Genomic DNA, 25,826 nt, shown 5'->3' on the forward strand with positions numbered 1-25,826 from the left:
TGCTCCGTTCCTAGGCCGGGAGGGGCACTCCGTGCGCGGTCGCGTACTCCTCGACGGCTGCGACGGAGGCAGCGCGGCGCGCCGGGGTGAGCCAGGACGCGTCGAACGAATTGATCGCGAGCTGCACGAGGTCGGTCGGCGTCAACCCCGCCTGCTCGGCAAGGGCGACGTAGTTGTCGCCGACGTACGCGCCGAAGTACGCCGGGTCATCGGAGTTGACCATCACGCGCACGCCCTCCCGCAGGAGCCCGACGATCTCGTCGGCCTTCATCTGCTCCGTCACGAACGAGTTCGACACCGGGCACGTGGTGAACCCGATGCCCCGCTCCTTGGCCAACTGCACGAGCGCGGGGTCTTCGACGATGTTCGTGCCGTGGTCGATGCGGTCGACCCCGATCTCCTCGAGGACGGCGCGGATGTGGTCGATCGAGCCGACCTGGTCGATGTCGCAGTGCATCGTGAGGAAGAAGCCCTCCGCCTTGGCGCGCGCGAAGACCGCCGCGAACTTCGTGGGCGGGTTGTCGCGCTCATCCGAATCGAGTCCCACCCCGAGGATCCACTGCTTGTACGGCAGCGCCTCCATCAGCGTCGCCATCGCGTACTCGGCGGAGAAGTCGCGCAGGAAGCACAGGATGAGTTCGGCCGAAACGCCCAGTTCGTCCTGCGCCCGCACGGCCGCGCGGCGGTAGCCGGTGATCACGTTCTCGAACGGCACCCCCCGGCTCGTGTGCGCCTGCGGGTCGAAGAACATCTCGGCGTGCACGACGCCCTGCTCCTTCGCCTTGAGCAGATACGCCCACGCGAGGTCGTGGAAGTCGTCCGCCGTCTGCAGGACCCGCATCGCCGGGTAGTACACGGCGAGGAAGCTCGTGAGGTCGGTGAAGTTGTACGTCGCCCGCACCTCCTCCACGGTCTTCTCCGGGAGATCGATGCCGTTGCGCGCGGCGAGGGCGAACTTCAGCTCGGGCTCGAGCGTGCCCTCCAGGTGCAGGTGCAGCTCGGCTTTGGGCAGGCCGTGGGCGAACGCGGACAGGTCGACGGACGTCGTCATAGGAGGTTCCTTCGGGTTGGGGCAGCAGAACGGATGCGGGGGGCAGTCAGGCGCGATCGGCCATCCCCATGCGGGCCAGCACGACCGACTCGACGATCTGCACGAGGTTGTACAGCACGAGCGCGGCGCCGGTGACGAGGACGACCGCCGTCCACACGGCGGAGAACTGCGCCGCGTTGACGTATCCGCCGACGGCACCGCCGATCCCGCCGCCCACGGCGAGCCACTCGGCCAGCAGTGCGCCGGTGATGGCGCCGGGCACCGAGATGCGCACCGCCGCGAAGAACTCCGGGAGGGAGCTCGGGAGGGCGACCTTCCGCAGTCGCGTCCACGCCGTGCCGCCGTATACGGAGATGAGGTCGTTCATCTGGGGTGAGGCCGACTTCAGACCGAACGCGATGTTGACGAGCGCGGGGAAGAGGACGACGATGCCGCCGATGACGGCGACCGAGGCGAACTCGCGGCCGAAGATGAGGATGATGACGGGCGCCATGGCCACGAGCGGCACCGACCGCAACAGCATCGCCATCGGCATCAGCGCGTGCTCGACCCCCTTGCTGAGCTGGAACAGGATCGCGATGAGCAGGGCGACCACGAGACCCGCGGCGAAGCCGACGACCGCGTGCCCCAGCGTGACTGCGAGCTGTCCGAAGAGCTGAGCGCGGTTCGCCTCGGCGTTGGGCATCGTGAACAGGAAGTTCCAGACGTCGACCGGACCCTTCCCGACGTACGCCGAGACCCCGAACAGCCACAGAGCCCCGACCCAGATCACCAGGACCGCGACGATCGTCAGGGCGAAGGTGAGGATGCTGCGGCCGAGCGCGCGCCGTGTCGACGCACGCGTCTCCCGACGGATCTGCTCGTCCAGCTGGGACTGCTGCGCGGCCGCGGCGGGGGTGCTCACGGCGGTGAGAGCGGCTTCGGTCATCGGACCGCTCCCTTCGACCACGGGGCCACCGCACGTGAGATCAGGCCGAGCAGCGCATATCCGGCGAGGGCGACGGCTCCCGAAACGAGAGCGATGTCCCACACTCGCGCCGCGTTGAGCGCCTGCTGGGCAGCGATCATCGCCGGCCCCACCCCCACGGTGATCTTGCCGAAGAACTCGCCCAGCACCGCGCCGAGGAAGGCGGCGGGCACGGCGATCTGCAGCGCGTTCAGGATCGCCGGAAGCGAGGCGATCACGCGCACCTTGCGCAGCTGGGTCAGCCGTGAGCCGCCGTAGACGGTGATGAGGTCGAGGCTGGCCTTGTCGGCGGCCTTCAGTCCCAGGAGCGCTCCGACCACGGTCGTGAAGAAGCAGCTGAGCGCCGCCAGGAAGATCGCGGTCGTCGACGGCTGCCCGGCGGTGGGGATCGGGACGATCACGGTGAGCAGGAGGCCGAGGGCGACGATGGGGATGCAGTAGGTGATGATCGCGATCTGCATCACGGCGCCTTCGAGGCGGGGGACGATCAGCACGACCGTGGAGAGCACCAGCGCGAGACCGTTGCCCCACACGTAGCCGATGCCCGCCTCGGTCAGCGTGATGCCGAAGTTGCGGACGTAGAAGTCGAAGCCCGTCTCGGCGAACTCGACCACGACCTGCAGCGGGGTCGGGATGGCCTGCGCGCCTCCCGGGCCGACGCTGGAGAAGACGGTGGCTGCGAGGATCCACCAGAGCGCGATCACCCCGACAGCGCCGATCAGGCCGGTGACCCACGCGGGAAGGCGGATGTCCTCCCACTGGACCGCGCGCGCCTTCGCTGCGTCAGTGGTCATCGGCAGCAGCGCCCCCCACGCCGAAGAGCAGTTCCTGGGCGTGGTCGACGTACGCGTGGAACTCCGGCGTGCGCATCATCTCCGGTGTGCGCGGGCGCGGGAGGTCGATCGTCATGACCTCCTTGATGCGGCCCGGTCGGGGGCTCATCACCGCGACCTGGTCGGAGAGGAAGATCGCCTCCGAGATCCCGTGCGTCACCAGCAGCGTGGTCGCCGGCTTCTCGGTCCAGATGCGCAGCAGCTCGAGGTTGAGCTTCTGCCGGGTCATGTCATCCAGCGCACCGAAGGGCTCGTCGAAAAGCAGCACCGACGGCTTCATGATGAGCGAGCGCGCGATCGACACCCGCTGGCGCATGCCTCCGGACAACTGCGCCGGCTTGGCCTTCTCGAAGCCCTTCAGACCGACCAGGTCGATCATCTCCGCCACGTAGGCCTTGTCGACGGGTTTGCCCGCGACCTCGAAGGGCAGCTGGATGTTCGACTGCACGCTGCGCCAGGGAAGAAGCGCCGAGTCCTGGAAGGCGATGCCGAGCTCGTTGCCCCGGCGAAGCTCCTTGGGGCTCTTCCCGTCCACGCGGGTGCTGCCGCTGGTGGGATCCTCCAGTCCCGCCAGGATGCGGAGGATCGTCGATTTCCCGCATCCCGACGGCCCCAGCAGCGCCAGGAAGGTGCCCTGGTCGGTGTGGAGGTTGGCATCCTGCAGCGCCACGACGCTCTTGCGCCCCACGCTGAAGACCTTGTTCAGTTCGGTGATCTGCAGGCCGGTGCCCAGGGTCGTCGCCTGGGCACCGGTCTGGGTGGCCGTATCGGTCACAGTCTGTAGCTCTCGGTAGGGGTGGAGATCTCAGCCCATGTAGGCGATGAGATCCGGGTTCTCTTCGTAGACTTCGGCCAGCAGGCTCATGTCGAACAGGTCGGATGCGTCCAGTTCGATGCCCGCGCCGGCAAGGCTCTCGATGGTGGTCCCCTGCAGGTCTTCGGAGATGGTGAACAGACCGTTCTCCTCAGTCTCCTCAGACACCACGAGGAGGTTCTGCGCCTCCGAGCCGGCCAGCGTCTTGGCCGGGTCGAGGTCGAGGTCCACGCCGTAGGTCTCGATCGCCAGGTCGGCACCGGCCTGCGGGTCGGCGAGCGCGTCGGTCCAGCCCCGGATCTCTGCGACCAGGAACGCCTTCAGCATCTCGCGGCTGCTGGCGATCGTCTCGTCGGTCACGGTGAGCGTCTCGGCGACGAACGGCAGGCCGTTCTCCGCGAACGGGAGGTTGGTGGTGGCCATGCCTTCCATCTCGACGGAGATGGACTCGTTGGTGAGGTAGGCGACGAAGCCATCCACCTCGCCGTTGACCAGCGGCGCCGGGTCGTACTGCACCGGAACGATGGTGAGCTCCGACGCATCGATGTCGTTCGCGGCGAGGAGCGCGTTGAACAGCGTGAGGTTGGAGTCCTGCACACCGATCTTCTTGCCCTTGAGGTCATCGGGCGTGGCGATGTTGCCGCCGTCCTCGAGGGACAGCACCGTGAACGGGTTGGCCTGGAAGGTCGCGCCGATGATCTTCAGCGGAGCTCCCTCGTTCGCCACGGCCGCCCCGACCTGCACGGCATCACTCAGCGCGATGTCGGCCGTGCCGCCCAGCAGCTCGGGAACACCGCCCGACGGGCCGGGGATGAGGTTGACCTCCTCGAAGCCCGCCTCTTCGTAGTAGCCGTTGGTGTCGGCGAGGTACTCACCGGCGAACTCTTCGTTGAAGATCCAGCTGAGCTGGACCGTGATGTCGCCGAAGCTCTCGTCAGACCCCTCGGCGGGTTCGGTGGTCGACGCCGTACCGGCGCCGCCGGCGCAAGCGGTGAGGGCGAGGGCGGACAGGGCGACCCCGGCCAGGGCCGCGGTGGCGCGCGATGCGCGCCGGGAAGAGAAGAAGGTCATGTGCTGTGTCTCCAGATGCCGGTGGTGCATTCGGGTAAGGATGCGGCGCCGTCACGGGCTCGACGGTGCTCGGCTGGCTCTGACGTTAAGCGATGTAGATTTCACGAACACTGGCGGGGTGTTTCGGTGCGGTAAACGTGACTGGACGCGCATGGGCCTTATGGTCTAGTAATTAGACCAATCCGTGCGATGTCGCGGAACCCGAGGAGTTCACATGTCCGTGCCACCCGACACCGCCCTGAGCAGCCCCGCCCCCACGCCGCCCGCGCGCGCCCTGCGTGGCAACCTGGGCGCATTCGCCGTCACCTTCATGGTCATCGCCGCCGCCGCGCCGCTCACCGTCGTCGGCGGGCTCGTGCCCATCGGCTTCCTCATCGGCAACGGCATCGGTTTTCCGGTGATGTTCCTCGTGGCCACCGCCATCCTGCTTCTGTTCTCGGTGGGGCTGATGGCGATGAGCAAGCGGCTCCCGGACGCCGGCGCGTTCTTCACCTATATCTCGCACGGGCTCGGACGTATCCCGGGCGTCGCCGCCGCCTACCTCGCGGTGGTCACCTACACGACGGTTCAGGTCGCCGTCTTCTCCTACCTCGGCGGGACCGTCAGCTCGAGCATCGTGCTCTTGGGTGGCCCCGAGATCCCCTGGTGGATCTTCACGCTGGTCTCCGTGGCGCTCGTAGGCGTGCTGGGCTATCGGCACATCCACCTGAGTTCGAAGGTGCTGCTGGTGGTCTTGCTGGCCGAAGTGGGTGTCGTGCTGGTGCTGGCGCTCGTCATCCTCATCACCGGCGGAGCGGCCGGGGTGACGCTGTCGCCGTTCTCGCTCGAGAACATCCTCTCGGGCTCCCCCGCGCTCGGCCTGATGTTCGCCATCGCCGGGTTCATCGGCTTCGAGTCCACGGTCGTCTACCGCCGCGAGGTGCGCGACCCCGACCGGACCATCCCGCGCGCCACCTACGGATCGGCCATCACGATCGGCGTCTTCTACGCCTTCGCTGCCTGGGCCGTCGTCATCGGAGTGGGAGAAGCCGACCTGTTCGATGTCGCAGCGGAAGACCCGGCCACACTTCTGGCTCGCGTCACCGACCAGTACCTCGGCCCGATCGGGTCCGTCGTGGTGGCCGTGCTGCTGGTGGGCAGCATGTTCGCCGCGGTCCTCTCCCTGCACAACGTGCTGACCCGGTACTTCCACACCATGGGCGACGCGCGCCTCCTCCCCGGAGCGCTCGCTGCCGTGCACCCGCGCCACTCGTCCCCGCACCGCGCGTCTCTCGTCCAGGTGACCATCGCCGGGGCGGCGATCGCCCTCACGGCCATCGTCGGCATCACGCCGGCCCAGGCCTTCGCCTGGTACGCGGGGATCGGCACGCTCGCGATCGTGCTGCTGATGGCCGCCACGTGCCTGGCCGTCGTCGTGTACTTCGCCCGCCGCCGCGCCGGCGCCAACCTCTGGCAGGCGTTCATTGCTCCGGGCCTCGGCCTCATCGGCCTCGTCATCGCGGCGTGGCTGATCGCGGAGAACTTCCCGCTTCTGGTGGGCGACACCGATGCTGAGGGCAACCCGACCTGGGGCCTCATCAGCGCCATCCTGCTGGCCGTGGTCATCGCGGCGCCGCTCATCGGCGTCATCCAGGCGCTCGTCATCCGCTCCCGGGACGCGCAGGCATACGCGCACATCACCGAAAGGCTCGACCAGGAATGACAGAAGCGCCCGCCCGACACCCCTTCTCGGGCGCCCCGCTGATCGCCATCACGGGGCGACGGGGCGCGGGAGCACTCATCGGCGCCCCGCGCGGTTTCGCCGACGCCCCCGTCGACATCTACCTCAGCGAGTACGCGGAATCCGTCGTCCGTGCCGGCGGTCTCCCGGTGCACATCCCGCTCGTAGCGGACGCGGCCCTCGTCATGGACCGCATGGACGGCCTGCTCATCGCGGGCGGCGAGGACGTCGACCCCCGCCGTTACGGCCAGAGCCCGGGACCGTGGACGACCGTGGTGGATCCCCTGCGCGACCAGTACGAGATCGACCTGATCGCGGCGGCGATCGCGCGGGATGTGCCCGTGCTCGGAATCTGCCGAGGTCAGCAGATCCTCAACGTCGCCCGCGGCGGCACCCTGGTGCAGCACCTCGAGTTCGGCGAGGGGGAGTCGCACGGGTCCTACGCCTACCCTCGCGCCCACCGCGTGCACGACGTGGAGTTCACCCCTGACAGCACGCTCGCGCGGGTGTACGGATCGACCGTGCGGGTGAACTCGTTCCATCACCAGGCCGTGGATCGCCCCGGCGAGGGCGTCGTCGTCGCCGGTCGCGCGTCGGACGGCGTGATCGAAGCCATCGAGGTCGAAGGCGCCCGCGCGCTCGGGGTCCAGTGGCATCCGGAGGTGTTCGGCGGCGACCCGATCTTCGACTGGCTGGTTCGCTCGGCAGCCGCCGTTTCTGTATCAACCGACGCCCAGGAGGCAGCAGCATGAACGCACGGCACGCGGACCGATCCGCATTCATCACGGGCGGAGGCTCGGGCATCGGGCGCGAGACGTCCCTGCGTCTGGCGTCCGAGGGCGCTCGGATGATGGTGACGGATGTCGACCTCGCCGCGGCGGAGGAGACGGCGGCGCTGATCCGGCAGGCCGGCGGGACGGCTCTTGCCGCTCGCGTCGATGTGCGTAACCGCGCCGAGATCGCCGCTGCCGCCGCGACGGCCGTGGAGCAGTGGGGCGCCCTGCACCTCCTCATCAACAACGCCGGACTCGTCACCAACCACTCCCTGGCCGACCTCACCGAGGACGCATGGGACCTCGTGCTCGACGTCAACCTCAAGGGGCAGTTCCTGGTGGCCCAGGAAGTCGCCCCGCACATCGCCGCCGCCGGTGGTGGAGCGATCGTGAATCTGTCCACGGTGGAGGCGCTCGTCGTCGTCACCAGCGGCACCACGGCCCAGCCGCACTACAACGCCAGCAAGGGAGGAGTGCCCATGCTGACGAAGGCTCTCGCCGTGGAACTCGCGCAGGACAACATCCGCGTCAACTGCGTGGCGCCGGGTCCGATCGCGACGGACTTCTTCTCCTACGAGGGCGTCACCAGCCCCGAGGCGATGGATTTCATGGGGCAACGCCTCCTCGTCAAGCGGGTGGGAACCCCCGCCGACATCGCCTCAGCGGTGTCGTGGCTGCTCTCGGACGAGGCCAGCTGGATCGATGGCATCCAGCTGCCCGTCGACGGCGGATGGCTCACCCGATGAGCGTCGACTACCTTCTCGAGGTCGCCGAGCTCGAGAACGCCGGCATCCACACCGTCATCGTCGCCACCCCGGATCTGCAGGGGCGCCTGGTCGGCCGACGCGTGCCCGTGGAGCGCTTCGCCTCGATCGTGGAGTCCGGGATCGAGATCTGCACGTGCGCGTGGGGATGGGACGTCGACCAGTCCTTCGACCTCATCGGAGCCAATGTCCTCGCGGTGTGCTCGATGCACAACGGCGTCCCCGATGTCGCCCTGATCCCGGACCTCGCCACGCTGCGGCGGGCGGCATGGCTGGACGGTATCGCCATCTGCCTCGCCGACCCGGTGTGGCCGGAAACCGGCGAGCCGCTCGGAATCTCGCCGCGAGTCCTCCTGAAGCAGGAGCTGGGTCGGTACGACGGTCTCGGGTACATCCCGAAGGCGGGCACGGAGCTGGAGTTCTACCTGTTCCGCAACGACCCCCGTGCATTGCGGCTGGGAGGGTTCCGCGACCTCGAGCCCACGACGCTCACGCCGAGCGACTTCCTCATCCACGAGGGCAACGCCTACGAACCCTTCTTCCGCAAGCTCCGGCAGGATCTCCGCGACAGCGGGATCGAGATGGAAGCAGCGCAGTCCGAGTGGGGGCTGGGGCAGTGGGAGATGACCTTCGCGTACGGCGACCCGCTCGAGATGGCCGACCGTCACGCGCTGTACAAACTGGCGGTGCGCGACAGCGCCGTGGCCGCCGGAATGTCAGTGACGTTCATGGCGCGCCCATTGAACGGTCAGCCCGGGTCGTCGTGCCACGTGCACTTCTCACTCCTGGACACGGGCGGCGAGCCGGTCTTCTGGGACGCGTCGGCCGACCACCATATGAGCGACAAGCTTCGGCAGGCGGTGGGCGGGGTCCTGGAGCACGCCCCGGCCCTCATGGCCTGGTATGCGCCGACCATCAACTCCTATCGGCGGACCAACTCGCAAGAAGTCGCCGGCTTCGGACGCACCTGGGGCATCCAGAACCGCTCGGTGTCCGTGCGGGTCGTGGGGCACTCGCCCTCCGCGTTGCGTTTCGAATTCCGCCTCCCCGGCGCCGACACGAATCCGTACTTGACCCTCACCGGACTTCTGGCCTCGGCTCGCGACGGCCTCGAGCGCGGGGTGGTTCCGCCGGAACTGACCCGCGGCAACGCCTACGAGGGAGAGGCCGACTCGGGCATGCCCACGACGCTCGCAGAAGCATCCCGCCTGTTCTCGGGCTCGGACTTCGTCCGTACGCTGATCGGCGATGACAACACGGATCACTTCCGCATCTTCGCCGACCACGAGTGGAACGTCTTCCAATCCGCGGTCACCCCGTGGGACCTCGAACGCTACTTCGATCGGATCTGAGTGTGACCTTTCCGGAACTGCGCACGTGGATCGGCGGGGCGGCAGAGCCCAGCGCCGTGGCAGACCCCGACGAGCGGGCGCTGCACGATCCGAACACCGGCGAACCTCTGGCCCCCAGCCGGTCGTCCTCACCCGAGCAGCTGGATCGCGCTATCGCCGCGGCGGCGGCGGCACATGAGGACCGGCGCTGGGCGGGTCTCGGAGTGCAGCGCCGGGCGGAGCTCCTGAACGCGTGGGCCGACGGGCTCGACGCGCGCGTCGAGGAGATGGCGCGTCTGGACGCGCTCAACGCGGGCGTGCCGATCGCGGTGACGCGACTGTTCGCGGGCAGCAACGGCGACACCGTGCGTGGTGCTGCCGCCCGCGCCGTCGCGCTGGGGGACGTACAGCGCCTGGACGCGGGAGGACGGGACGTCCACGTGGTGCGGGTGCCGTGGGGTCCGTCGGCCCTGATCGCCCCCTGGAATGCGCCGTCGGCCATGGCGACCAAGAAGCTCGCCTTCGCCCTCGCCGCCGGGGCGCCCGCGGTGCTCAAACCCTCGCCCGCCTCGCCGTGGAGTGCCCAGCTCGTCGTCGAGGCTACTGCCGAGGCCGGCATCCCGGAAGGGGTCGTCTCCCTCGTCCTGGGTGGTGCCGACATCGGCTCAGCGCTCGTCGCCGATCGCCGCATCCGATCGATCGCGATGACCGGTTCGACGCCCACCGGTCGGTCGATCGCGGCGGCCGCTGCACCGCGCTTCACCCGCCTGCGGCTCGAACTCGGGTCGCAGAACGCCGCACTGGTTCTCGCCGATGCCGATCCGGCGGCCTCGGCGAAAGCCCTCGTCGCAGGCGCGATGAAGCTCTCCGGCCAGTGGTGCGAAGCCCCGCGGCGGGTACTGGTGGCGCGCCCACTACTGGACGAACTCGTGGATGCGCTGGCGAGCGAGTTGGGCAACCTCGTCATCGGTTCCAGCCTGGATGAGACGACCACGCTCGGCCCTGTCGCCTTCGAGGGGCGGCGCACGGAACTGCACCGCCAGCGCGAGGCCCTGCTCGCAGCGGGCGCGCGAGCAGTCACAGTGGGGCGGCCTCCTGCCCAGGGCTGGTTCGTGGCGCCCACCCTCCTCATCGGCGAAGATCTCGAACCGGAGGGGGAGATCTTCGGCCCGTTGCTCACCGTGGAGCCCTTCGACGATGTCGCCGGCGCCATCGCGAAGGCCAACAGCGGGCAGGTGGGCCTCGCCGCCTACGTGTTCACGAGGGACGAGCGGGCCGGCATCGAGCTCGGTGCACTCCTGATGGCGGGCGAGGTGAAGATCAACGGGACGAGCCTGTTGGATATGTCGGCCGAATCGGTGCAGAGCTTCTTCGGGGAATCCGGCATCGGGGGGCACGGCGATGCCGACGTACTAGATTTCTTCGCAGGGAAGAGGATCGTCGGGACAGACGCCCCCGGCCTGCCCCTGTGAGGGAGGGATGACCGTGCACCCCGACCCCGGCGAGCCGGACGCCTCGCACGTGCGTTCTGTTCCCGGCTATCAGGCGGTCGTGGACTTCCTCCGGCGGGAGATCATCCTCGGCCGCATCCGTCCCGGCGACAGACTGCCGTCGGAGCGGCGCCTGGCCGAGCAGCTCGGCGTCGCCCGCGAGACCCTGCGGCAGGCATTGCGCGTGCTGGAGGGCAGCGGGCAGGTCGTCATCCACCGGGGTGCCCGCGGCGGGGCGATCGTCCAGGAGTCGATCGTGGACCCACGCCTCATCCTGGACGATGTCGCTACGCGCACGGAGGAGATCCTCGCGCTCGCGGAGTTCCGCAGCGTGGTGGATGCCGCCGCTGCCGGGCTCGCCGCGGTCCGCCGTACCGAGGCCGACCTGGAACTGATGCGGTCAGCCCAGGAAGAACTGTCCGCGGCAACGACCCTCCCCGACTCGCGGCTGGCCGACACCGCGTTCCACCTCGCGGTGGCCCACGCGTCGGGCAACCCCGAACTCGTCCGGGCGATCGAGGACGCGCGCGTGAAGATGTTCGCACCGGTCGACCTACTCAGCTTCCGCTTCCACAAGGAGGCGAGTCTGGAAGGGCACGCGCGCGTCCTCGAAGCGATCACGGACGGCGATTCGCCGCGCGCCACCGACGAGATGCAGCAGCACCTCGCGGTGACCCGCGCCGAGTTCGAACAGCTCCTCCGCGAGTACTCCGACTGACACGTGCGCGCTGCGGCGCTCTGCCCGGTGGGCGAGAAACGACGATCCGGACGAGACAGGACGCGCCGCGCCGTTTCTCGTCCGGAATGTCGTTTCTCGGTGCCATCGCGCAGCCCCTGCGCGCTGCGGGCTCAGCGCATCGTGAGTCCGCCGTTGACGACGAGCACCTGTCCGGTCATCGCCTCTGCCCCCTCGGAGGCGAGGAAGGCGACGGCGTTCGCGGTGTCCTCGGGAACGAGACGGCGCTTCATCGCCTGCCCGGCGACCACGGCATCGAATTGCCCGGGGTCGCCGACGACGCTCTGGGCCATCGGCGTCTCGGTCAGGCCCGGGGCGACAGCAGTCACCGAGATGCCGTGGGCGCCGAGCTCCGCCGCCAGGACGCGCACGGCCCCCACCATCGCCCCCTTCGCGGTGACGTAGGGCAGGAAGCCGCCGGCTTGCGGCGGGATCCACAGCGAGTCCGACACGACCATGACGATGCGTCCGAACGACCGCTCGATCATGCCGGGAGTGAAGGCCTGCGCGAGCCACAGCCCCGCCTCGACGTTGACCGCGAGGAGGGTGCGCCAGCGCTCGGCCTCGAGTTCGGCGAGCGACATCGGGTCGATGATGGCGGCGGCGTGCACCAGGACATCGACTCGGCCGTACCGGTCGAGCACCTCGGCGGCGGCCTGCTTCGTCGTCGTCTCCGACGTCAGGTCGGCGAGGACGTCGCCACCGCGACGGCCGAGCGCGACCGTTTCGTAGCCTCCGGCGCGGAGGGCGCGGGCGATGGCGGCCCCGATCACTCCCGTTCCCCCCGTCACGACCGCCACGCGTTTCTGGTCGTCCATCACGGGATCAGCAGCATCTTGCCGGTCGTGCGGCGCGACTCGATGTCCTTGTGCGCCTGGGCAGCATCCTCGAGCGGGTAGCGCTTTGCGATGGTGACTGTGAGCTCGCCCCGCTGGACACGGGTGAAGAGTTCGGACGAGCGCGCCTTCATCTCTTCCGCCGTGCGGACGTGGTCGTTCGTGATGGGGTAGGTGATCTTGATGCTCCGAGGAATCTCGTTCATCTTGATCGAGGGGACCGCGCCGATGAGGGGCCCGTAGTAGACCATCGTGCCGTGGGTGCGAAGCACATCCAAGGATGCGTCGAAGGTCGACGCGCCGGCGCCGTCGAACACGACGTGCACTCCTTCGCCGCCCGTCAGTTCCTTCACCCGGTCCAGGAACGCGCCGCCCGTGGAGACCAGCACGTGGTCTGCACCGGCATCCTTGACGATCTGGATCTTCTCCTCGCGGGAGACCAGCCCGATGACCGTGCCGCCGCGCGCCTTGATGAGCTGCGTGAGCATGAGCCCGACCCCGCCCGCCGCCGCGTGTACGAGGGCGATGTCACCGGGCTGTACCGAGTGGGAGGCGGTGGCGAAGTGGTCCGCGGTCACTCCGTGGAGGAGCACTGCCGCAGCCGTCTCAATGTCGATCGTCTCGGGAAGCGGCACGACGTAGCGCACGGGAATGACGATCTGCTCGACGTAGCTGCCGTGGGAGTCGATCGTCAGCCACGCCACCCGGTCGCCCGGTGCGTACTCGTCCACACCCTCACCGACCTCGATCACGACGCCCGCGCCTTCCATGCCGGGCACCTCGACGACGCGTTGGGCTCGGATGGCGGTGTCGAAGTAATTCACGCCGATCGCCCGGACGTCGACCAGGACCTCGCCCGCACCGGGGCGCGGGGTGGGATGTTCCTGCACCTGAAGAACCTCGGGGCCGCCTGCTTCGGATATGACAACTTTTCTCATGGGGGCAACGTATGGCGGCAAAATTGTACTCACAAGTACAATTACGCGCATGAGCACACTCAAGGGCGTCGCGACCCGCCTGCGCATCGTCGAAGCAGCCGCGGAGGAGATTCGCGAACGCGGCACGAGCAACACGACACTCGAGGATGTGTGCGCTCGGAGCAACACGGGCAAGGGGCAGCTTTTCTACTACTTCCCCGAGGGTCGGGAGCAGCTGCTGCTGGCCGTCGCTGAATTCGAAGCCGCCCGAGTTTTCGATGACCAGATGCCCTACCTGAGCGAACTCACCTCGCGCGCAGCGTGGCAGCAGTGGCGAGACCTCATTGTCCAGCAGTACCGGGACCAGGGGCTGCACTGCCCACTCGCCGTCTTGATCGCCGACGTGGGCCGGTACAGCCCCCGCGCTCGTGCGGTCACCGCGGGACTCGTGCAGCGCTGGCAGGCCAGTCTCGAAGCGGGGATCGAGGCGACCCAGGCCGCGGGTGAGGCGAACCCGTCGCTGGACGCGCACCGCACCGCGGCGGCGCTGATCGCCGCGATCCAGGGCGGGGTCACGGTCTTGCTGTCCACGGGTACCGCGGAGCACCTCGAGGCGGGCCTGGACCTCTGCCTCGACGGCCTGCTGGCGACGTAAGCCGCGCTCGGCGCCGAGCGAGAAACGACGATCCGGACGAGACAGGACGCGTCGCGCCGTTTCTCGTCCGGAATGTCGTTTCTCGCCGAACGCGGGTGGGCGCGGGTGGGCGCGGGTGGGGGGGTCAGCGGGGCTCGGCGGCTAGGTGGAGCACGGACTCGGCCAGGGCCCGGATGCCGGCACCCACGTCCTCCGCCGACACGGCCTCGTCGGGGTGGTGGCTGATGCCGTCGGGGTTGCGGAGGAACAGCATCCCGACCTCGGTGATCGCTCCGATCGCCATCGCGTCGTGCCCGGCGGGACTGAACAGCGTCGCGGGATCGTCGGCCCCGGGTGCGAGAGCGCCGATGCCGGCTCGGACCACGTCCTGCAGCAGGGGTGCGCAGAACACCGCCGGCGCGGAGTGCACTTCGGATGCCCGCCACCGCAGCCCGCGTCGGCCCATGATCGCGTCGAGTTCGAGGGCGATGGCATCCCACGCGGAGTCGCGGTGTGCGTCGAACTCGCCGCGCAGGTCCAGCGAGAAGCGCGCCTCACCGGGCACGATGTTGACCGCCCCCGGGAACGCCTCCAGCTGACCGACGGTGCCGATGATGTGGTGCTCGCCACGGCAGATGCGCTCCACCGCGAGCGCGGCCTCGCTCGCCCCCAGGAGCGCATCGCGGCGCATGTCGTAGGGGGTGCCGCCGGCGTGCCGCGCCTCGCCCTCGACGACGAGCTGGAACCGGCGGGCGCTGGCGATGGATGACACCACCGCGAGCGACTCGCCGCGCCGGTGAAGCTCGGGGCCCTGCTCGATGTGCGCCTCGAGATATCCGACGAGCTCCTCGGGGCGGCGCGCGGCCTCCGAAATGCGCCCCGGGTCGAGCCCGAACTCGCGGACGGCGTGCCGGAGCGTCACACCGTCGCGGTCGGTGAGCTCCCACCACGCGTCATCCCACGTGCCCGCCACGGCCGACGAACCGAGCAGAGCCTTGCCGAACCGGGTGCCCTCTTCATCGGAGAACGCGATCACTTCTACGGCGAAAGGAAGCGGCGCGTACGCCGACCCGTCCTCGCCGCTCGCCCGCAGCAGCCGGACGACCTCGAGCCCCATGAGCACTCCCGCGATGCCGTCGAACCGTCCGGCGTCGGGCACCGTGTCCAGGTGCGAGCCGATGAGCAGCGCGGGTACGTCGCCCGGGGGCGCATCCAACGGGTCGAGGCGGCCGATCTGGTTCCCCGCCGCGTCCTGCCGCGACACCATGCCGATCTCCCGCATCCACTGCGCGACGAGGCGGTTGACCCGCGCGTGCTCCGGGGAGAGGTACACCCGCTCGATGCGTCCGGGAGTCGCGGTGACGCGCGCGAGCTCGTCGCACCGCGCCATCACCCGAGCCGCCGCCGCGGCGATCCGGTCGGGTCCGACCTGCAAGCGCGCACGCACGTCAGTCGCCGCCCGGCACATCAGCGGCGTAGACGCCCTCGGCCGCCTCGACGCCTCCTCCGGCGGGAACGGATGCGCCGAACCGGCGCAGCACGGATTCCAGCGCCGCGAGAGTCTGCACCACCGCATCCGTGCGGGCGTTGTACCCCATGGTCCCGATCCGCCACACGCGGCCGTGGAGCGGTCCGAACGACGTGCCGATCTCGATGCCGAAGTCGTCCAGGAGGGCGGAGCGCACCGCCTCCCCGGGCACGCCCTCAGGGATTTCGACCGCGACGACGTTGGACATCTTGTGGGTGACGTCGCCGAACACCGCGAGTCCGAGCCCCCGTACGCCAGCGAGCATGGCCTCGCCGTGCAGGCGGTGCCGCGCGATCACGGCCGCGCGGCCCTCCAGGAGCATCACGCGGGCGCATTCCCGGGCGGCGTAGAGCATCGACGTCGCCTCGGTGTGGTGGTTCAGGCGCCGCGGACCCCAGTAGTCGAGGATCATGCCGAGGTCGAAGTAGTTCGAGCGGACGAAATCCGGCGCATCCGGGTCGCCCTCCTCGCGGATGCCCGCCTCGATGCGGGCGCGCGAGCGCACCACCGCTACGGCGCGTTCGGAGAGGGTGAGAGGGGCGGATCCGGACGGGCCACCCAGGCATTTCTGCAGGCCCGCTGTCGCCGCATCCACGCCCCACGCGTCCATCTCGAACTCGTTGCCGCCGAGGGAGGCGGTGGCGTCGGTGTAGAAGAGCACGCCGTGCGCGCGGCAGATCTCGCCGATCTCATCGAGCGGCTGGTTCATCGTCGTGGACGTATCGCCCTGGACGAGCGCCAGCACGTGCGGCTTCACGCGCTCGATCGCCGCGCGGATGACCGACACCGGGAACACCGAACCCCACGGCACCTCGATGGTGTGCACCTCGGCGAGCGCCCGCTCCGCGATCTCGGCAAGGAGGTGCCCGAAACGTCCGAACACCGGCACGAGTACGCGGTCCCCCGGGCGGATGAGGGAGACGAGCGCCGCCTCGATGCCGGCGCGCGACGTGCCATCGATCAGCACGGTGGCGTCGTTGCGCGTCGACCACACCTGCCGGTAGAGGTCCTGGGTCTCCGCCATGGTCGCGGTCATGAACGGGTCGTACTGGCCGACGAGCGGCGCCGACATGGCGCGGAGCACGCTCGGGTACGCCGAGATCGGACCCGGCCCCATGAGGAGCCGGGTCGGCGGATCGATCGGGCCGGGGACGGTGTCGGTCACGGGTACTCCGGGTTCGGGTTCGGGTTGCTGTTCGGGCTCGGGCTGGGGCTCGGGCCGGGGCTCGGGTTCGGGGTGCTGTTCGCCCTCGCCGGCCTTCGGCCCCGAGCGCGCTGCGGCCGCACCGGGGTGCGGGCGAGCATGGCAGGGGTCACGTGGCCGCTCCGGGCCAGGATGCTGCCAGGCGGCGGGCGAGCCGGACGAGGGCGATGTCCGTGCCGGCACGCGAGACGAGCGAGACCCCCACGGGCGCCATCCCCACCCGGGTGGGGATGGTCAGGAGCGGCACCGACACGGCGGGGAGGCCCGCTACGGCGGCCGGGGCCGTCATGCGGAGCGTCGCGGCGCGAAGGGCGTCGATGGCCGCTGCATCCGCCGTTCGCAGCGGTGCCGGACCCGGAACGGTCGGGAAAATGAGCACGCCGTCGCGGGTGAGTGCGGACATCCGCGCACGCACGCTCTCGAGGGTGACGCGAGCGGCGGCTTCTTCTTCGGCAGTCACGGCCGCGCCAACGCGGAAGCGCTCCGCGACCGCCGGTCCGACGGCTCCGGGATGGGCGCGCAGCCACTCGCCGTGGTTGCGCCACGCCTCGGCGCCCTGCACCGCGCGGAAGGCCTCGACACAGGCACCCAGGTCGCCGACGTCGACGCGGGAGACGGAGGGCGGATCATCCGTCGCGGCGAGCGCCGCCACGAGGGCATCGAACGCGTCGCGCGTCGCCGGCTCGGCCTGTGCGTGCACGGGCGCGGGGATGAGGAATCGCCACGGGAGGTCGTCGCTGGACGCGCCGTACACGCTCTCGGTCGATTCGGACCCGTCGTAACTCAGGCACCAGTCGGCGACGCGCTGGAGGGTGTCGCCGTCCCGGGCGAGCCAGCCCACCGTGTCGAAGGACTGCGCCAGGGGCACGAGGCCCTGCCGCGGAACCAGTCCGTGGGTCGTGCGCAGCCCCCACAGCCCTTGGTACGACGCCGGCACGCGGATCGAACCGGCGGTGTCGGTGGCGAGGCCGATCTCGGCCTGGCCCGTGGCGACCGCGGTGGCGGGCCCGCTCGATGAGCCGCCCGGAAGGGCGCCCGGCACCGCGCCGTTGGGCGGTGTGCCGTAGTGCGGGTTGTCGCCCGCGATCGAGTACGCGAACTCGTCGGTGCGAGCGATCCCGCGAAGGGATGCTCCGGCCCGCAGCAGATCGGCCACGGCCTGTGCCGTCGTGGTCTCGGGACGCGCCTCCTCGAGGTACGTCGGATTGCCCGCGCCGATACGGAAGCCCCTGACGGCGAACAGGTCTTTCACCGCGACGGTGAGGCCCGCGAGCGGTCCCTCCCACGCGCCCTGGAAGAACGGGTCGCCCACGCTCCGCCACACCGACCGGTCGAAGGCGGGGGCGCGCGGGGTGACGTGCGCTGCGGTGACCAGCCATCGCCCATCGATGCGCTGCCACACCTGAGTCTGCAGGCCTCGCCCGCCGCCGGAGTAGCGCGACACTGACATGAGAAGGGCAGCGTCGTCGGCGAGCGGCCGGTAGTGGATGCTGTCGATGCTCCGCTGCGTCACGCCGCCGCGCTGCGACCGGAACGCGCGGATGGCGTCGTGTCCGACGAGCAGCCCGGCACCGTCCCCGCGGAGGACATCCGGCCCCGGCGCGAAGGACGCGTCGAGCACATCGAGGTCGTTCTCCACCACGGCGCGCTCGTACTCCTCGAACGCCCGCCGGAGGTCGGGCGGGATGTCGGCCCCGCTGTCGGCCGCGGTGTCGGCCGGACTGTCGGCCCGGGTGTGGGGCGGGGTGTGGGCCGGACTGTCGGCCGCGCCGGTCTTGGACTCCGCGGCATCCGTCATCGTCCGTCCCCCGTCGCCGTGCCCGGTTCAGGAGATGTGGCGAAGACAGGCCCGTTTCGGCCGGATGCTCCTGTTCCGGTCGATTCTCCTGATCTGGGCGTGGGCACGAACGCGGACCCGGGCGCGGGCACGGAACCGGACCCGGGCGCGGGCACGGGCACGGATGCGGACCCGGACGCGGACGCGGGGCGGGCGGGGCGCGGGACGTCGGCGAAGTCCGACTCGCGGATGCGGGCATGGACCCCGGACACGATGTCGACCACCTGCGAGATGTCGAAGTCGGTGGCGGCGCTGAGGTAGGCGTAGGCGAGGTGTTCGTCCATCCCCCACCGCGCCCGGATCAGCGACAGCGCGGCGCGTACGCACCGCCGCATCGCCTCATCGAGGTCGACATCGAGGCCGGTCGGCACGAGGTATTCATCGGTGCGGACGAGGGGTCCGGTCACCTCGCCGAACTCGGCGAGCGCCTCCTCCCGCGGCACGACATCGAAGCGCAGGGTCGCGCGCAGCGAAGCCTCCAGGGCCGTGAGCGCGACCTCCCCGTCGCCCTGGGCGAAGTGCGGGTCGCCGATGTACGCGAGCGCGCCGTCCACCTGCACGGGCAGGTAGAGCACGGTCCCCTCGACGAGGAGGTTGATGTCGATGTTGCCGCCATGCGCACCCGGGGGCACGGAGTGCGGCCGCTCGGACTCGGCCACCGCCACGCCCATCATTCCGAGGAACGGTGCGAGCGGGAAGGTGACGACGCGCTCGCCGCCCTCCGTCACGGGCAGCGTGCCGACGAGACGGCCGTCCCGCTCTTCCACCGCGGCGAACACGCTCACACTCCCGGGCGTGCGCGGCAGCTCCCCGACCAGCGCGCCTTTCCCGTGCCGATTGGAGATGACCCCGTACGGCACGCGCGGCTGCAGACGTTCGACCGTGATCTTGAGCAGGTCGCCCGGCTTCGCGCCGTCGATCCGGATGGGGCCGGTGACCACGTGCGGGCCATCGGATGCAGCATCCCTCGGCACGGTGGCAGCGATCGCGATCGCATCATCCAGCACGGCGGATGCCGCCACCCCGTGTCCGCCGAAGAACCTCACCGGGTTCTTGCCCTGGTCATCGAGGATGCCCTCGTGGCTCACGGTGTCGATCGTCACGGTGTCACCGGTCGCGATGGTGAGCACCGCCGCATCCGTCACGCAGGGCAACCGGCCCCACAGCACGGTGTCGGGCGTGGCGCGCAGGTAGTGCGCCCCGGGCGTCTCGCCGACGCCGGGCTGCAGGATCTCGAACGCCGGCGAGGCTGCCTCAGCGCTCTCCTGCGGAATCTCGATCGTCATCGGTCGTTCCCCCATCCGGCGAGCGTCGCGGGCTCGGCCAGGATCTCACGGCCCGCCCGCGCCACGACGCCCTCACCGGCGCGGTAGGCCGGCATCCCGTGGACCCACGTCGTGCTGACGGCGCCGTGCAGCGTCCGCCCGTCCCACGGCGACATCTTGTTGCGGTACTCCAGGTCCGCGGCGCGCACGAGGTGCGACGCATCCGGGTCGAAGGCGACCAGGTGCGCGGGCTCGCCGGCCGCGATTCGCCCGCGCCCACCGAGGCCGCCGATGCGTGCGGGTCCGGTGGTGAACAGCGGCAGGATCCGCTCGAGCGGGATGCCGCGGCGCCGGGCCTCGGTCCACACCGCGGAGAAGCCGGTCTGCAGCCCCGAGATTCCACCCCAGGCCAGACCGAAGTCGCGCGACTCCTTCAACGCGGGTGTGGACGGCGAATGGTCGCTCACGATCGCGTCCACAGTGCCGTCGAGCACTCCTTCCCACAGGAGATCCCGGTTCGCGGCGTCGCGGATCGGCGGGCAGCACTTGTACTCAGCCGCGCCGGCGGGCACCTCCTCGGCCGTGAGCGTGAGGTAGTGCGGGCACGTCTCGATGGTCAGCGGAACGCCCTCGGCCTTCGCCGCTCGGATGTCCTCGAGGGCGCCGGCATCCGACACGTGCACGATGTGCGCACGTCCCCGCGTGCGGCGAGACGCCTCGATGACCGTTCGGATGGCCGCGCGCTCGCCCGCGGCCGGGCGAGACGCCTCGAAGTCGGTGTAGTCCGTGCCGAGCGGACCGTCGGCGTGCAGGTGCGCCGGGTCTTCGGCGTGGACGATGAGGATGCTGCCGAGCCCGGCGATCTCCGTGAGGGCGGCTTCGAGCTGGACGGCGTCGAGGTGGCCGAACTCGTCGATGCCCGACGGGGACAGGAAGCACTTGAACCCGACCACGCCCGCCGCATCCAGGGCCGCCAGCGCACCGAGGTTCTCCGGTACGGCGCCGCCCCAGAATCCGACGTCGACGGCCAGCTGCCCGGCCGCCGCGGACCGCTTGACGGCGAGGGCCTCGGCGGTCGTGGTGACCGGGATGCTGTTCAGCGGCATGTCCAGCACCGTGGTGACGCCCGCCGCCGCCGCCGCGGCGGTTCCTGTGGCAAACCCCTCCCACTCGGTGCGTCCGGGCTCGTTGAGGTGGACGTGCGAGTCGACCAGGCCGGGCAGCAGCACCTGAGAGTCGGCGAGGACGACGTCGGCGCCGGGGTCGAAGCCATCCACAGCGGTGATGACGCCGTCGGCGACGCGGACGGTCGCCGGGACGAATGCCCCGTGGAGGTACACGCGCTGCGCGGCGACCGAGGCCAATGTGCTCATGCCGCCACCGTACGGTTCCCGCATTTCCCGGATGTTACCCACGGCAACATTCTCGGTCCGCGGCTGCGCCGCGTCGCGTGCGCATAACTCCTCAATTCCAACCCGGCTGTGGCCGCAGCCGCCGTCTTTCCGCGGTGCGCGGGGCGCGGTGATGCAGGAATAAAGGAGTTATGCAGAGCGCAGCCGGAGGATGGGCGCCCGGGGGCGGGTTTCAGAAGCCCGCGCGCCAGTCCCGGATGATCCGGACCACCTCATCGAGGTGGGATTCCAGGAGGAAGTGGCCGCCGTCGATCAGCTCGACGCGGGCCTGCGGGACGTCGGTGCGGAACGCCTCTGCGCCGGCCGCGGCGAAGATCTCGTCGTTCCGGCCCCACACGGCGAGAACCGGGGTCTGCGAGGCGCGCAGCCAGTCATGCACGGCGGGGTACAGCGCGCGGTTGGTCGCGTAGTCGCCGAACAGGTGGAGCTGCGCGCGGTCCACGCCCGGTCGCTGCAGCAGCGCGAGGTCGTGCTCCCATGCATCGGGGTCGATCGTCGTCGTGTCCGCGACGCCGTGCGTGTACTGCCACTCCACCGCCTCGCGCCCCAGCGCCGGCCGGAGGGCCACTTCGTTCTCCGCGGACGGTTCGGCGCCGTACGCCCAGATCGGCGCCCAGAAGTCCGGCACGAAGCCGTCCTCGTATGCGTTGCCGTTCTGCGAGATCACACCCTCCACCGCATCTGGGTCCGCCAACGCCAGCCGCCAGCCGATCGGTGCGCCGTAGTCCTGCACATAGATGGTGAACCTCGTGACCCCGACGACCTCGAGGAACGAGCGCGTGACGTCGGCGAGCGCATCGAAGGTGTAGTCGAAATCGTCCACCGACGGAGCAGACGAACGGCCGAAGCCGATGTGATCGGGCGCGATCACGCGGTAGCGGTCGGCGAGCGCCGGGATGAGGTGACGGAACATGTGGGAGCTCGTGGGGTAGCCGTGGAGCAGGAGCAGGACGGGCGCATCCTCCGGCCCGGCCTCACGGTAGAACACGTCGAGGCCGCCGACGGACACGGTGCGGTGGTGAACGGTTGCCATCTCTAACTCCTAAATATCGTTTAACCGGTTAGCCGCACGCTAGCATGGGACCACGCCCGGCAGCCAGCCCGAGGGTGCGACACGGAGGGATGCAGGCGATGGAGGACGAGGAGCTGCTGTTGGCGCTGCTGAACAGCGCGCCGGTCGTTCGGGGGAAGCCGGCCGACGTCCTGGAAAGCCCCGCCGGTGCACAGATCGCGCAGCGGTTCGGCGGCACGGGATCGAAGGCGGAGACCCGCCACCTCCAGCACGTGCGCGGCGCTCTGCAGGCGGTCATCCGCGGCGAGACCGACCGTTTGGAGGAGCTCGGCACGGTGGTCAGCCGCGCCACCCTGGCACCGGAGGTGGGACCGGGCGGAGTTCAGTGGCAGCTGCAGGCACCTGATGACGAACGCCTCGGAGTGCGCGCCGCGCTGGCGTGGTCGGCCGTGATGGCGGAGCTGCCCGGACGCCTGCGGGCATGCGCCAACGACGAGTGCAATCTGTTCCTCGTCGACCACAGCCGGCCGGGCACCGCCAAATGGTGCTCGATGGGCACGTGCGGAAACCGGATGAAGGCCCGCGCCCACGCGAGCCGCCAGCGGAGCGCCACCTCACCCGGCGCATGAGCCCGCCGCCGGGAGTGCGACGCGTACGCCGCCCGGCCGTCGTGTCACGAGCCGGAAATGCGGCACCGCTAGCGTGACTGACATGGAGTTGGACGAGTTCAATACGGCCGATCCGGCCGACGCCACGGCCGTGGTCCGCGTGTGGGCGGACGTGCCGGGGTGGGTGGATGCGGTGGTCGCCGGTCGCCCGTACGCCTCGGTCGACGCGCTTGCGGCGTACGCCGGTGCCCTCGCGGCGACGTGGGCGCCGGCCGACCTCGAGGCCGCGCTCGCCCACCATCCGCGCATCGGCGCTCGGGTCAGCGGCGCGGGCGCGGAGGCCGCCGCATCCCGCCGCGAGCAAGCGTCGATGTCGACAGCCGGCGACGACGTCGCCACCGCGATCGCTGCGGGAAACGCCGCCTACGAGGAGCGCTTCGGGCGGGTGTTCCTCATCCGCGCGGCCGGACGCACGCCGAGCGCGATGCTCGCCGAGCTCCAGCGCCGCATGGGCAACGCCCCCGACGTCGAGACGGCGGAAGCCACCGCGCAGCTCGCCGAGATCGCCCTGCTCCGCCTTCGCGCCGCCGTCACGGATGACAGCGACCCCACCCCCGAGGACGCCGAGTGAGCGCGCTCACCACCCACGTCCTGGATGCGGCGACCGGCGAACCGGCCGCGGGCGTCGCAGTCGTCCTCGCCGCCGCATCCGGCGACGCCCTCGGCGCGGTGCTCGCGCAGGGCACGACCGACGGCGACGGGCGCCTCGCCATCGAGCCGGACCGGCTCGACCCCGGCGACTACGCCCTGACGTTCCGCACCGGGGAGTACTTCGCCGCCCGCGGCACCGAGACGTTCCACCCGTACGTGACGGTGACCTTCACGGTCGACGACTCCGGGCGGCACCTCCACGTGCCCCTGCTGCTGAGCCCGTTCGCGTACTCCACCTACCGCGGCAGTTGAGGGGCGCATGAAGGTTCTGATCATCGGGGCGGGCATCGGCGGCACGAGTGCCGCGATCGCTCTGCAACGCCTCGGGCACGACGTCGTCGTCTACGACCAGATGCGCGAGAACAAGCCCGTTGGCGCCGCCCTGTCGCTGTGGTCGAACGGCGTGAAGGTGCTCAATTGGCTCGGGCTCGCCGACGAGGTCGCGGCCCTCGGCGGGCAGATGGACGATATGGCCTACATCGACGGCCACACCGGTGAGCAGATGTGCCGCTTCAGCCTCGAACCCGTCACCACGCGAACCGGCCAGCAGGCATATCCCGTCGCGCGCGCCGACCTGCAGGCGCTGCTGATGGATACCGTCGGGCAGAGCCGCATCCATCTCGGCATGCGGCTCGTGGGGATCCACGACGACGGCACCACCGTCACGGCGACCTTCGACGACGGCACGACCGACACCGGCGACCTCTTGATCGGGGCCGACGGCGCCCGATCCTTCACGCGTGACTACGTCACGGCGGATGCGGCGACCCGGCCCGAGCGCACGTACTCGGGGTACACGAATTTCAACGGGCTCGTGCCGATCGACGAGCGCATCAGCCCGGCGAACCAGTGGACCACCTACGTCGCGGAAGGCAAGCGGTGCGCCGTGATGCCGGTCGGGGGCGACCGTTTCTACTTCTTCGTCGACGTGCCGCAGCCGAGCGGCCTGCCCTACGACCGCGAAGCGGACGGGAAGCAGCCGCTCGAGGACGCGTTCGGCGGATGGGGGGCACCGGGGGTGCGGGCGCTCCTGGACGCCATCGACCCCGCGGCATCCCTCAACCGCGTGGAGATCTGGGACATCGACCCCTTCCACACGTGGGTGCGCGGACGCGTGGCGATCCTCGGGGATGCCGCCCACAACACGACACCCGACATCGGGCAGGGGGCGTGCTCGGCGCTGGAGGACAGCTTCGCGCTCGGCATCGTGTTCGCCACCAACACCCTCGGAGTTGAGGATGCGCTCGTGCGCTACCAGCGCATCCGGTCGGAGCGCGCGGGTGACCTCGTGCTGCGCGCCCGCAAGCGTGCGGTGGAGACCCACGCCTTCGACCCCGCCGTGACCGAGGCCTGGTACGACTCCCTCCGCCGCGAAGACGGCACCGGAGTCATCCGCGGCATCGTCGGCAACATCGAGGGCAGTCCGGTCAACCTCGGCGGCGGCGTCCTCGCCTGACCGCGGTCACGGCGCGGTGCCGGGTGGTCCCAGTACCCCCCGGATTCGGATCCCGCCGGCAGACTCGGATACCCCAGCGTCCCGCATCCGCATCCGGATCAGGGTGGCCCCCGACGAGCGCCGCCCGACCGCGAACCCGGGCGAGGGGCGACCGGAGACGCCCCGACCGCGCCTAACTCAGGCCAAACGAGCCGGGCCACCGGTGACACGGCGTCCTCGAGGCCCGCTCATCCTGAGTTAGGTACGCGGGAGGGGCACAGCACGCGCGGGAGAAGCCCGGGCGAGGGCACCGGGCAGCGCGAGGATCAGACCGAGAAGAGCGCGTGCAGCGGTGCGTCGCCGAGCAGGTCGCGCCCGCCCAGGGCGTCGATCTCCAGCAGCACCGCCGTGCCGATGACGATGCCGCCCAGTGTCGACACCAGCTCCCGGGCCGCGGCGACGGTGCCGCCGGTGGCCAGGACGTCGTCCATCAGCAGCACGCGCGTGCCCGGTGGGAGGTCGTCGTGCATCTCGATCTCGGCCGTGCCGTACTCGAGCGCGTACGAGACGGATGCGGCGGGGCGCGGCAGCTTGCCGGCCTTGCGGATCGGGACGAGCCCGGCATCGGCCGCGATCGCGGCGGCTCCGGCCAGAAGGAAACCGCGGGCCTCGATCCCGGCGACCACGTCGAAGCCGCCGGCGAACGGCGCGATGAGCGCATCGATGCACGTGCGCAGCGCCGACGCGTCCGCCAGCAGCGGCGTGATGTCTCGGAAGACCACGCCGGGAGCCGGATAGTCGGGGATGCTGCCGATCAGGCTTTCGGCGCGCGCGAGGGCGGCAGGACGTTCGGGCACGCGCCCACCTTACCCGCGAG

25 protein-coding genes are annotated in these 25,826 nt (G+C 70.3%); 11 read left to right on the top strand and 14 right to left on the bottom strand.

Features of this window, described 5'->3' with window-relative positions; translation table 11 throughout:
• Window positions 1-10: 10 nt before the first annotated feature.
• Genes add through AC4FS1_RS11520 form a run of 5 tightly spaced genes read right to left on the bottom strand, consistent with a single transcriptional unit; the run spans window position 11 to window position 4,736 of the window.
• A complete protein-coding gene (gene add / locus AC4FS1_RS11500; protein WP_491155132.1) occupies window positions 11-1,051 on the bottom strand; it encodes an adenosine deaminase in 1,041 nt (346 codons plus the stop codon).
• Between the two features lie 46 nt (window positions 1,052-1,097).
• Window positions 1,098-1,979 carry an ABC transporter permease gene (locus tag AC4FS1_RS11505; protein WP_491155133.1) on the bottom strand — a complete coding sequence of 294 codons (882 nt, stop codon included), beginning with the start codon at window positions 1,977-1,979 and terminating at the stop codon, window positions 1,098-1,100.
• Window positions 1,976-2,812 carry an ABC transporter permease gene (locus tag AC4FS1_RS11510; protein WP_491155134.1) on the bottom strand — a complete coding sequence of 279 codons (837 nt, stop codon included), beginning with the start codon at window positions 2,810-2,812 and terminating at the stop codon, window positions 1,976-1,978. The genes AC4FS1_RS11505 and AC4FS1_RS11510 overlap by 4 nt, the downstream gene beginning before the upstream one ends.
• A complete protein-coding gene (locus AC4FS1_RS11515; RefSeq protein ID WP_484533990.1) occupies window positions 2,802-3,626 on the bottom strand; it encodes an ABC transporter ATP-binding protein in 825 nt (274 codons plus the stop codon). Before AC4FS1_RS11515 ends, AC4FS1_RS11510 begins: the two co-directional genes overlap by 11 nt.
• A 30-nt stretch (window positions 3,627-3,656) precedes the next feature.
• Window positions 3,657-4,736, bottom strand: a complete 1,080-nt coding sequence (locus AC4FS1_RS11520; RefSeq protein WP_491155137.1) for an ABC transporter substrate-binding protein — start codon at window positions 4,734-4,736, stop codon at window positions 3,657-3,659.
• Window positions 4,737-4,950: 214 nt separating this feature from the next.
• Here AC4FS1_RS11520 and AC4FS1_RS11525 point away from each other — a divergent pair, with 214 nt between their 5' ends.
• The 6 genes from AC4FS1_RS11525 to AC4FS1_RS11550 are packed head-to-tail and all read left to right on the top strand — an operon-like array spanning window position 4,951 to window position 11,532.
• Window positions 4,951-6,438 (top strand): APC family permease, encoded by a 1,488-nt coding sequence (locus tag AC4FS1_RS11525; protein ID WP_491155139.1) that lies wholly within the window; start codon window positions 4,951-4,953, stop codon window positions 6,436-6,438.
• A complete protein-coding gene (locus AC4FS1_RS11530) occupies window positions 6,435-7,208 on the top strand; it encodes a gamma-glutamyl-gamma-aminobutyrate hydrolase family protein (protein WP_491155141.1) in 774 nt (257 codons plus the stop codon). The genes AC4FS1_RS11525 and AC4FS1_RS11530 overlap by 4 nt, the downstream gene beginning before the upstream one ends.
• Window positions 7,205-7,975 carry an SDR family NAD(P)-dependent oxidoreductase gene (locus AC4FS1_RS11535; RefSeq protein WP_491155143.1) on the top strand — a complete coding sequence of 257 codons (771 nt, stop codon included), beginning with the start codon at window positions 7,205-7,207 and terminating at the stop codon, window positions 7,973-7,975. Before AC4FS1_RS11530 ends, AC4FS1_RS11535 begins: the two co-directional genes overlap by 4 nt.
• Window positions 7,972-9,345 (top strand): glutamine synthetase family protein, encoded by a 1,374-nt coding sequence (locus tag AC4FS1_RS11540; protein ID WP_491155144.1) that lies wholly within the window; start codon window positions 7,972-7,974, stop codon window positions 9,343-9,345. The genes AC4FS1_RS11535 and AC4FS1_RS11540 overlap by 4 nt, the downstream gene beginning before the upstream one ends.
• Before the next feature lie 2 nt (window positions 9,346-9,347).
• Window positions 9,348-10,796: an aldehyde dehydrogenase family protein gene (locus tag AC4FS1_RS11545; RefSeq protein ID WP_491155146.1), complete on the top strand. Its 1,449-nt coding sequence runs from the start codon at window positions 9,348-9,350 to the stop codon at window positions 10,794-10,796.
• A gap of 7 nt (window positions 10,797-10,803) precedes the next feature.
• Entirely contained in the window at window positions 10,804-11,532 is a 729-nt protein-coding gene (locus tag AC4FS1_RS11550) for a FadR/GntR family transcriptional regulator (protein WP_491155148.1), read from the top strand.
• Between the two features lie 131 nt (window positions 11,533-11,663).
• On the opposite strand, the gene AC4FS1_RS11555 is transcribed toward AC4FS1_RS11550, so the two are convergent.
• Together AC4FS1_RS11555 and AC4FS1_RS11560 are read right to left on the bottom strand one after the other, a co-directional pair.
• On the bottom strand, window positions 11,664-12,368 hold the full coding sequence (locus AC4FS1_RS11555; RefSeq protein WP_491155150.1) for an SDR family NAD(P)-dependent oxidoreductase: 705 nt from the start codon (window positions 12,366-12,368) through the stop codon (window positions 11,664-11,666).
• Window positions 12,368-13,324 (bottom strand): quinone oxidoreductase family protein, encoded by a 957-nt coding sequence (locus AC4FS1_RS11560; RefSeq protein ID WP_491155152.1) that lies wholly within the window; start codon window positions 13,322-13,324, stop codon window positions 12,368-12,370. The genes AC4FS1_RS11555 and AC4FS1_RS11560 overlap by 1 nt, the downstream gene beginning before the upstream one ends.
• 49 nt (window positions 13,325-13,373) lie before the next feature.
• Here AC4FS1_RS11560 and AC4FS1_RS11565 point away from each other — a divergent pair, with 49 nt between their 5' ends.
• Window positions 13,374-13,958, top strand: a complete 585-nt coding sequence (locus AC4FS1_RS11565) for a TetR/AcrR family transcriptional regulator (RefSeq protein WP_491155154.1) — start codon at window positions 13,374-13,376, stop codon at window positions 13,956-13,958.
• Between the two features lie 124 nt (window positions 13,959-14,082).
• Here AC4FS1_RS11565 and AC4FS1_RS11570 read toward each other — a convergent pair whose 3' ends face one another.
• From AC4FS1_RS11570 to AC4FS1_RS11595, 6 genes are all read right to left on the bottom strand, one after another.
• Window positions 14,083-15,384 carry an allantoate amidohydrolase gene (locus tag AC4FS1_RS11570; protein WP_491155156.1) on the bottom strand — a complete coding sequence of 434 codons (1,302 nt, stop codon included), beginning with the start codon at window positions 15,382-15,384 and terminating at the stop codon, window positions 14,083-14,085.
• Window position 15,385: 1 nt separating this feature from the next.
• A complete protein-coding gene (locus AC4FS1_RS11575) occupies window positions 15,386-16,582 on the bottom strand; it encodes a pyridoxal-phosphate-dependent aminotransferase family protein (protein WP_491155716.1) in 1,197 nt (398 codons plus the stop codon).
• 196 nt (window positions 16,583-16,778) lie between these two features.
• On the bottom strand, window positions 16,779-18,467 hold the full coding sequence (locus AC4FS1_RS11580) for an AtzH-like domain-containing protein (protein ID WP_491155157.1): 1,689 nt from the start codon (window positions 18,465-18,467) through the stop codon (window positions 16,779-16,781).
• Window positions 18,464-19,792 (bottom strand): acetamidase/formamidase family protein, encoded by a 1,329-nt coding sequence (locus tag AC4FS1_RS11585; protein ID WP_491155159.1) that lies wholly within the window; start codon window positions 19,790-19,792, stop codon window positions 18,464-18,466. Before AC4FS1_RS11585 ends, AC4FS1_RS11580 begins: the two co-directional genes overlap by 4 nt.
• The gene (gene allB, locus AC4FS1_RS11590; protein WP_491155160.1) at window positions 19,789-21,144 is read right to left on the bottom strand and encodes an allantoinase AllB; all 1,356 of its coding nucleotides are present in this window, start codon (window positions 21,142-21,144) and stop codon (window positions 19,789-19,791) included. The genes AC4FS1_RS11585 and allB overlap by 4 nt, the downstream gene beginning before the upstream one ends.
• Before the next feature lie 211 nt (window positions 21,145-21,355).
• Window positions 21,356-22,216 (bottom strand): alpha/beta fold hydrolase, encoded by an 861-nt coding sequence (locus AC4FS1_RS11595; RefSeq protein WP_491155162.1) that lies wholly within the window; start codon window positions 22,214-22,216, stop codon window positions 21,356-21,358.
• Between the two features lie 98 nt (window positions 22,217-22,314).
• Here AC4FS1_RS11595 and AC4FS1_RS11600 point away from each other — a divergent pair, with 98 nt between their 5' ends.
• The 4 genes from AC4FS1_RS11600 (at window position 22,315) to hpxO (ending at window position 24,970) form a co-directional block, all read left to right on the top strand.
• On the top strand, window positions 22,315-22,824 hold the full coding sequence (locus AC4FS1_RS11600; RefSeq protein WP_491155164.1) for a CGNR zinc finger domain-containing protein: 510 nt from the start codon (window positions 22,315-22,317) through the stop codon (window positions 22,822-22,824).
• Between the two features lie 82 nt (window positions 22,825-22,906).
• Window positions 22,907-23,434 (top strand): 2-oxo-4-hydroxy-4-carboxy-5-ureidoimidazoline decarboxylase, encoded by a 528-nt coding sequence (uraD, locus tag AC4FS1_RS11605; protein ID WP_491155166.1) that lies wholly within the window; start codon window positions 22,907-22,909, stop codon window positions 23,432-23,434.
• Window positions 23,431-23,766, top strand: a complete 336-nt coding sequence (gene uraH, locus AC4FS1_RS11610; protein WP_491155167.1) for a hydroxyisourate hydrolase — start codon at window positions 23,431-23,433, stop codon at window positions 23,764-23,766. The genes uraD and uraH overlap by 4 nt, the downstream gene beginning before the upstream one ends.
• A gap of 7 nt (window positions 23,767-23,773) precedes the next feature.
• On the top strand, window positions 23,774-24,970 hold the full coding sequence (gene hpxO / locus AC4FS1_RS11615) for an FAD-dependent urate hydroxylase HpxO (protein WP_491155169.1): 1,197 nt from the start codon (window positions 23,774-23,776) through the stop codon (window positions 24,968-24,970).
• Window positions 24,971-25,275: 305 nt separating this feature from the next.
• On the opposite strand, the gene AC4FS1_RS11620 is transcribed toward hpxO, so the two are convergent.
• Entirely contained in the window at window positions 25,276-25,806 is a 531-nt protein-coding gene (locus AC4FS1_RS11620; RefSeq protein ID WP_491155171.1) for an adenine phosphoribosyltransferase, read from the bottom strand.
• Window positions 25,807-25,826: the final 20 nt, after the last annotated feature.

Source organism: Microbacterium sp. Z12_35 (assembly GCF_058310475.1).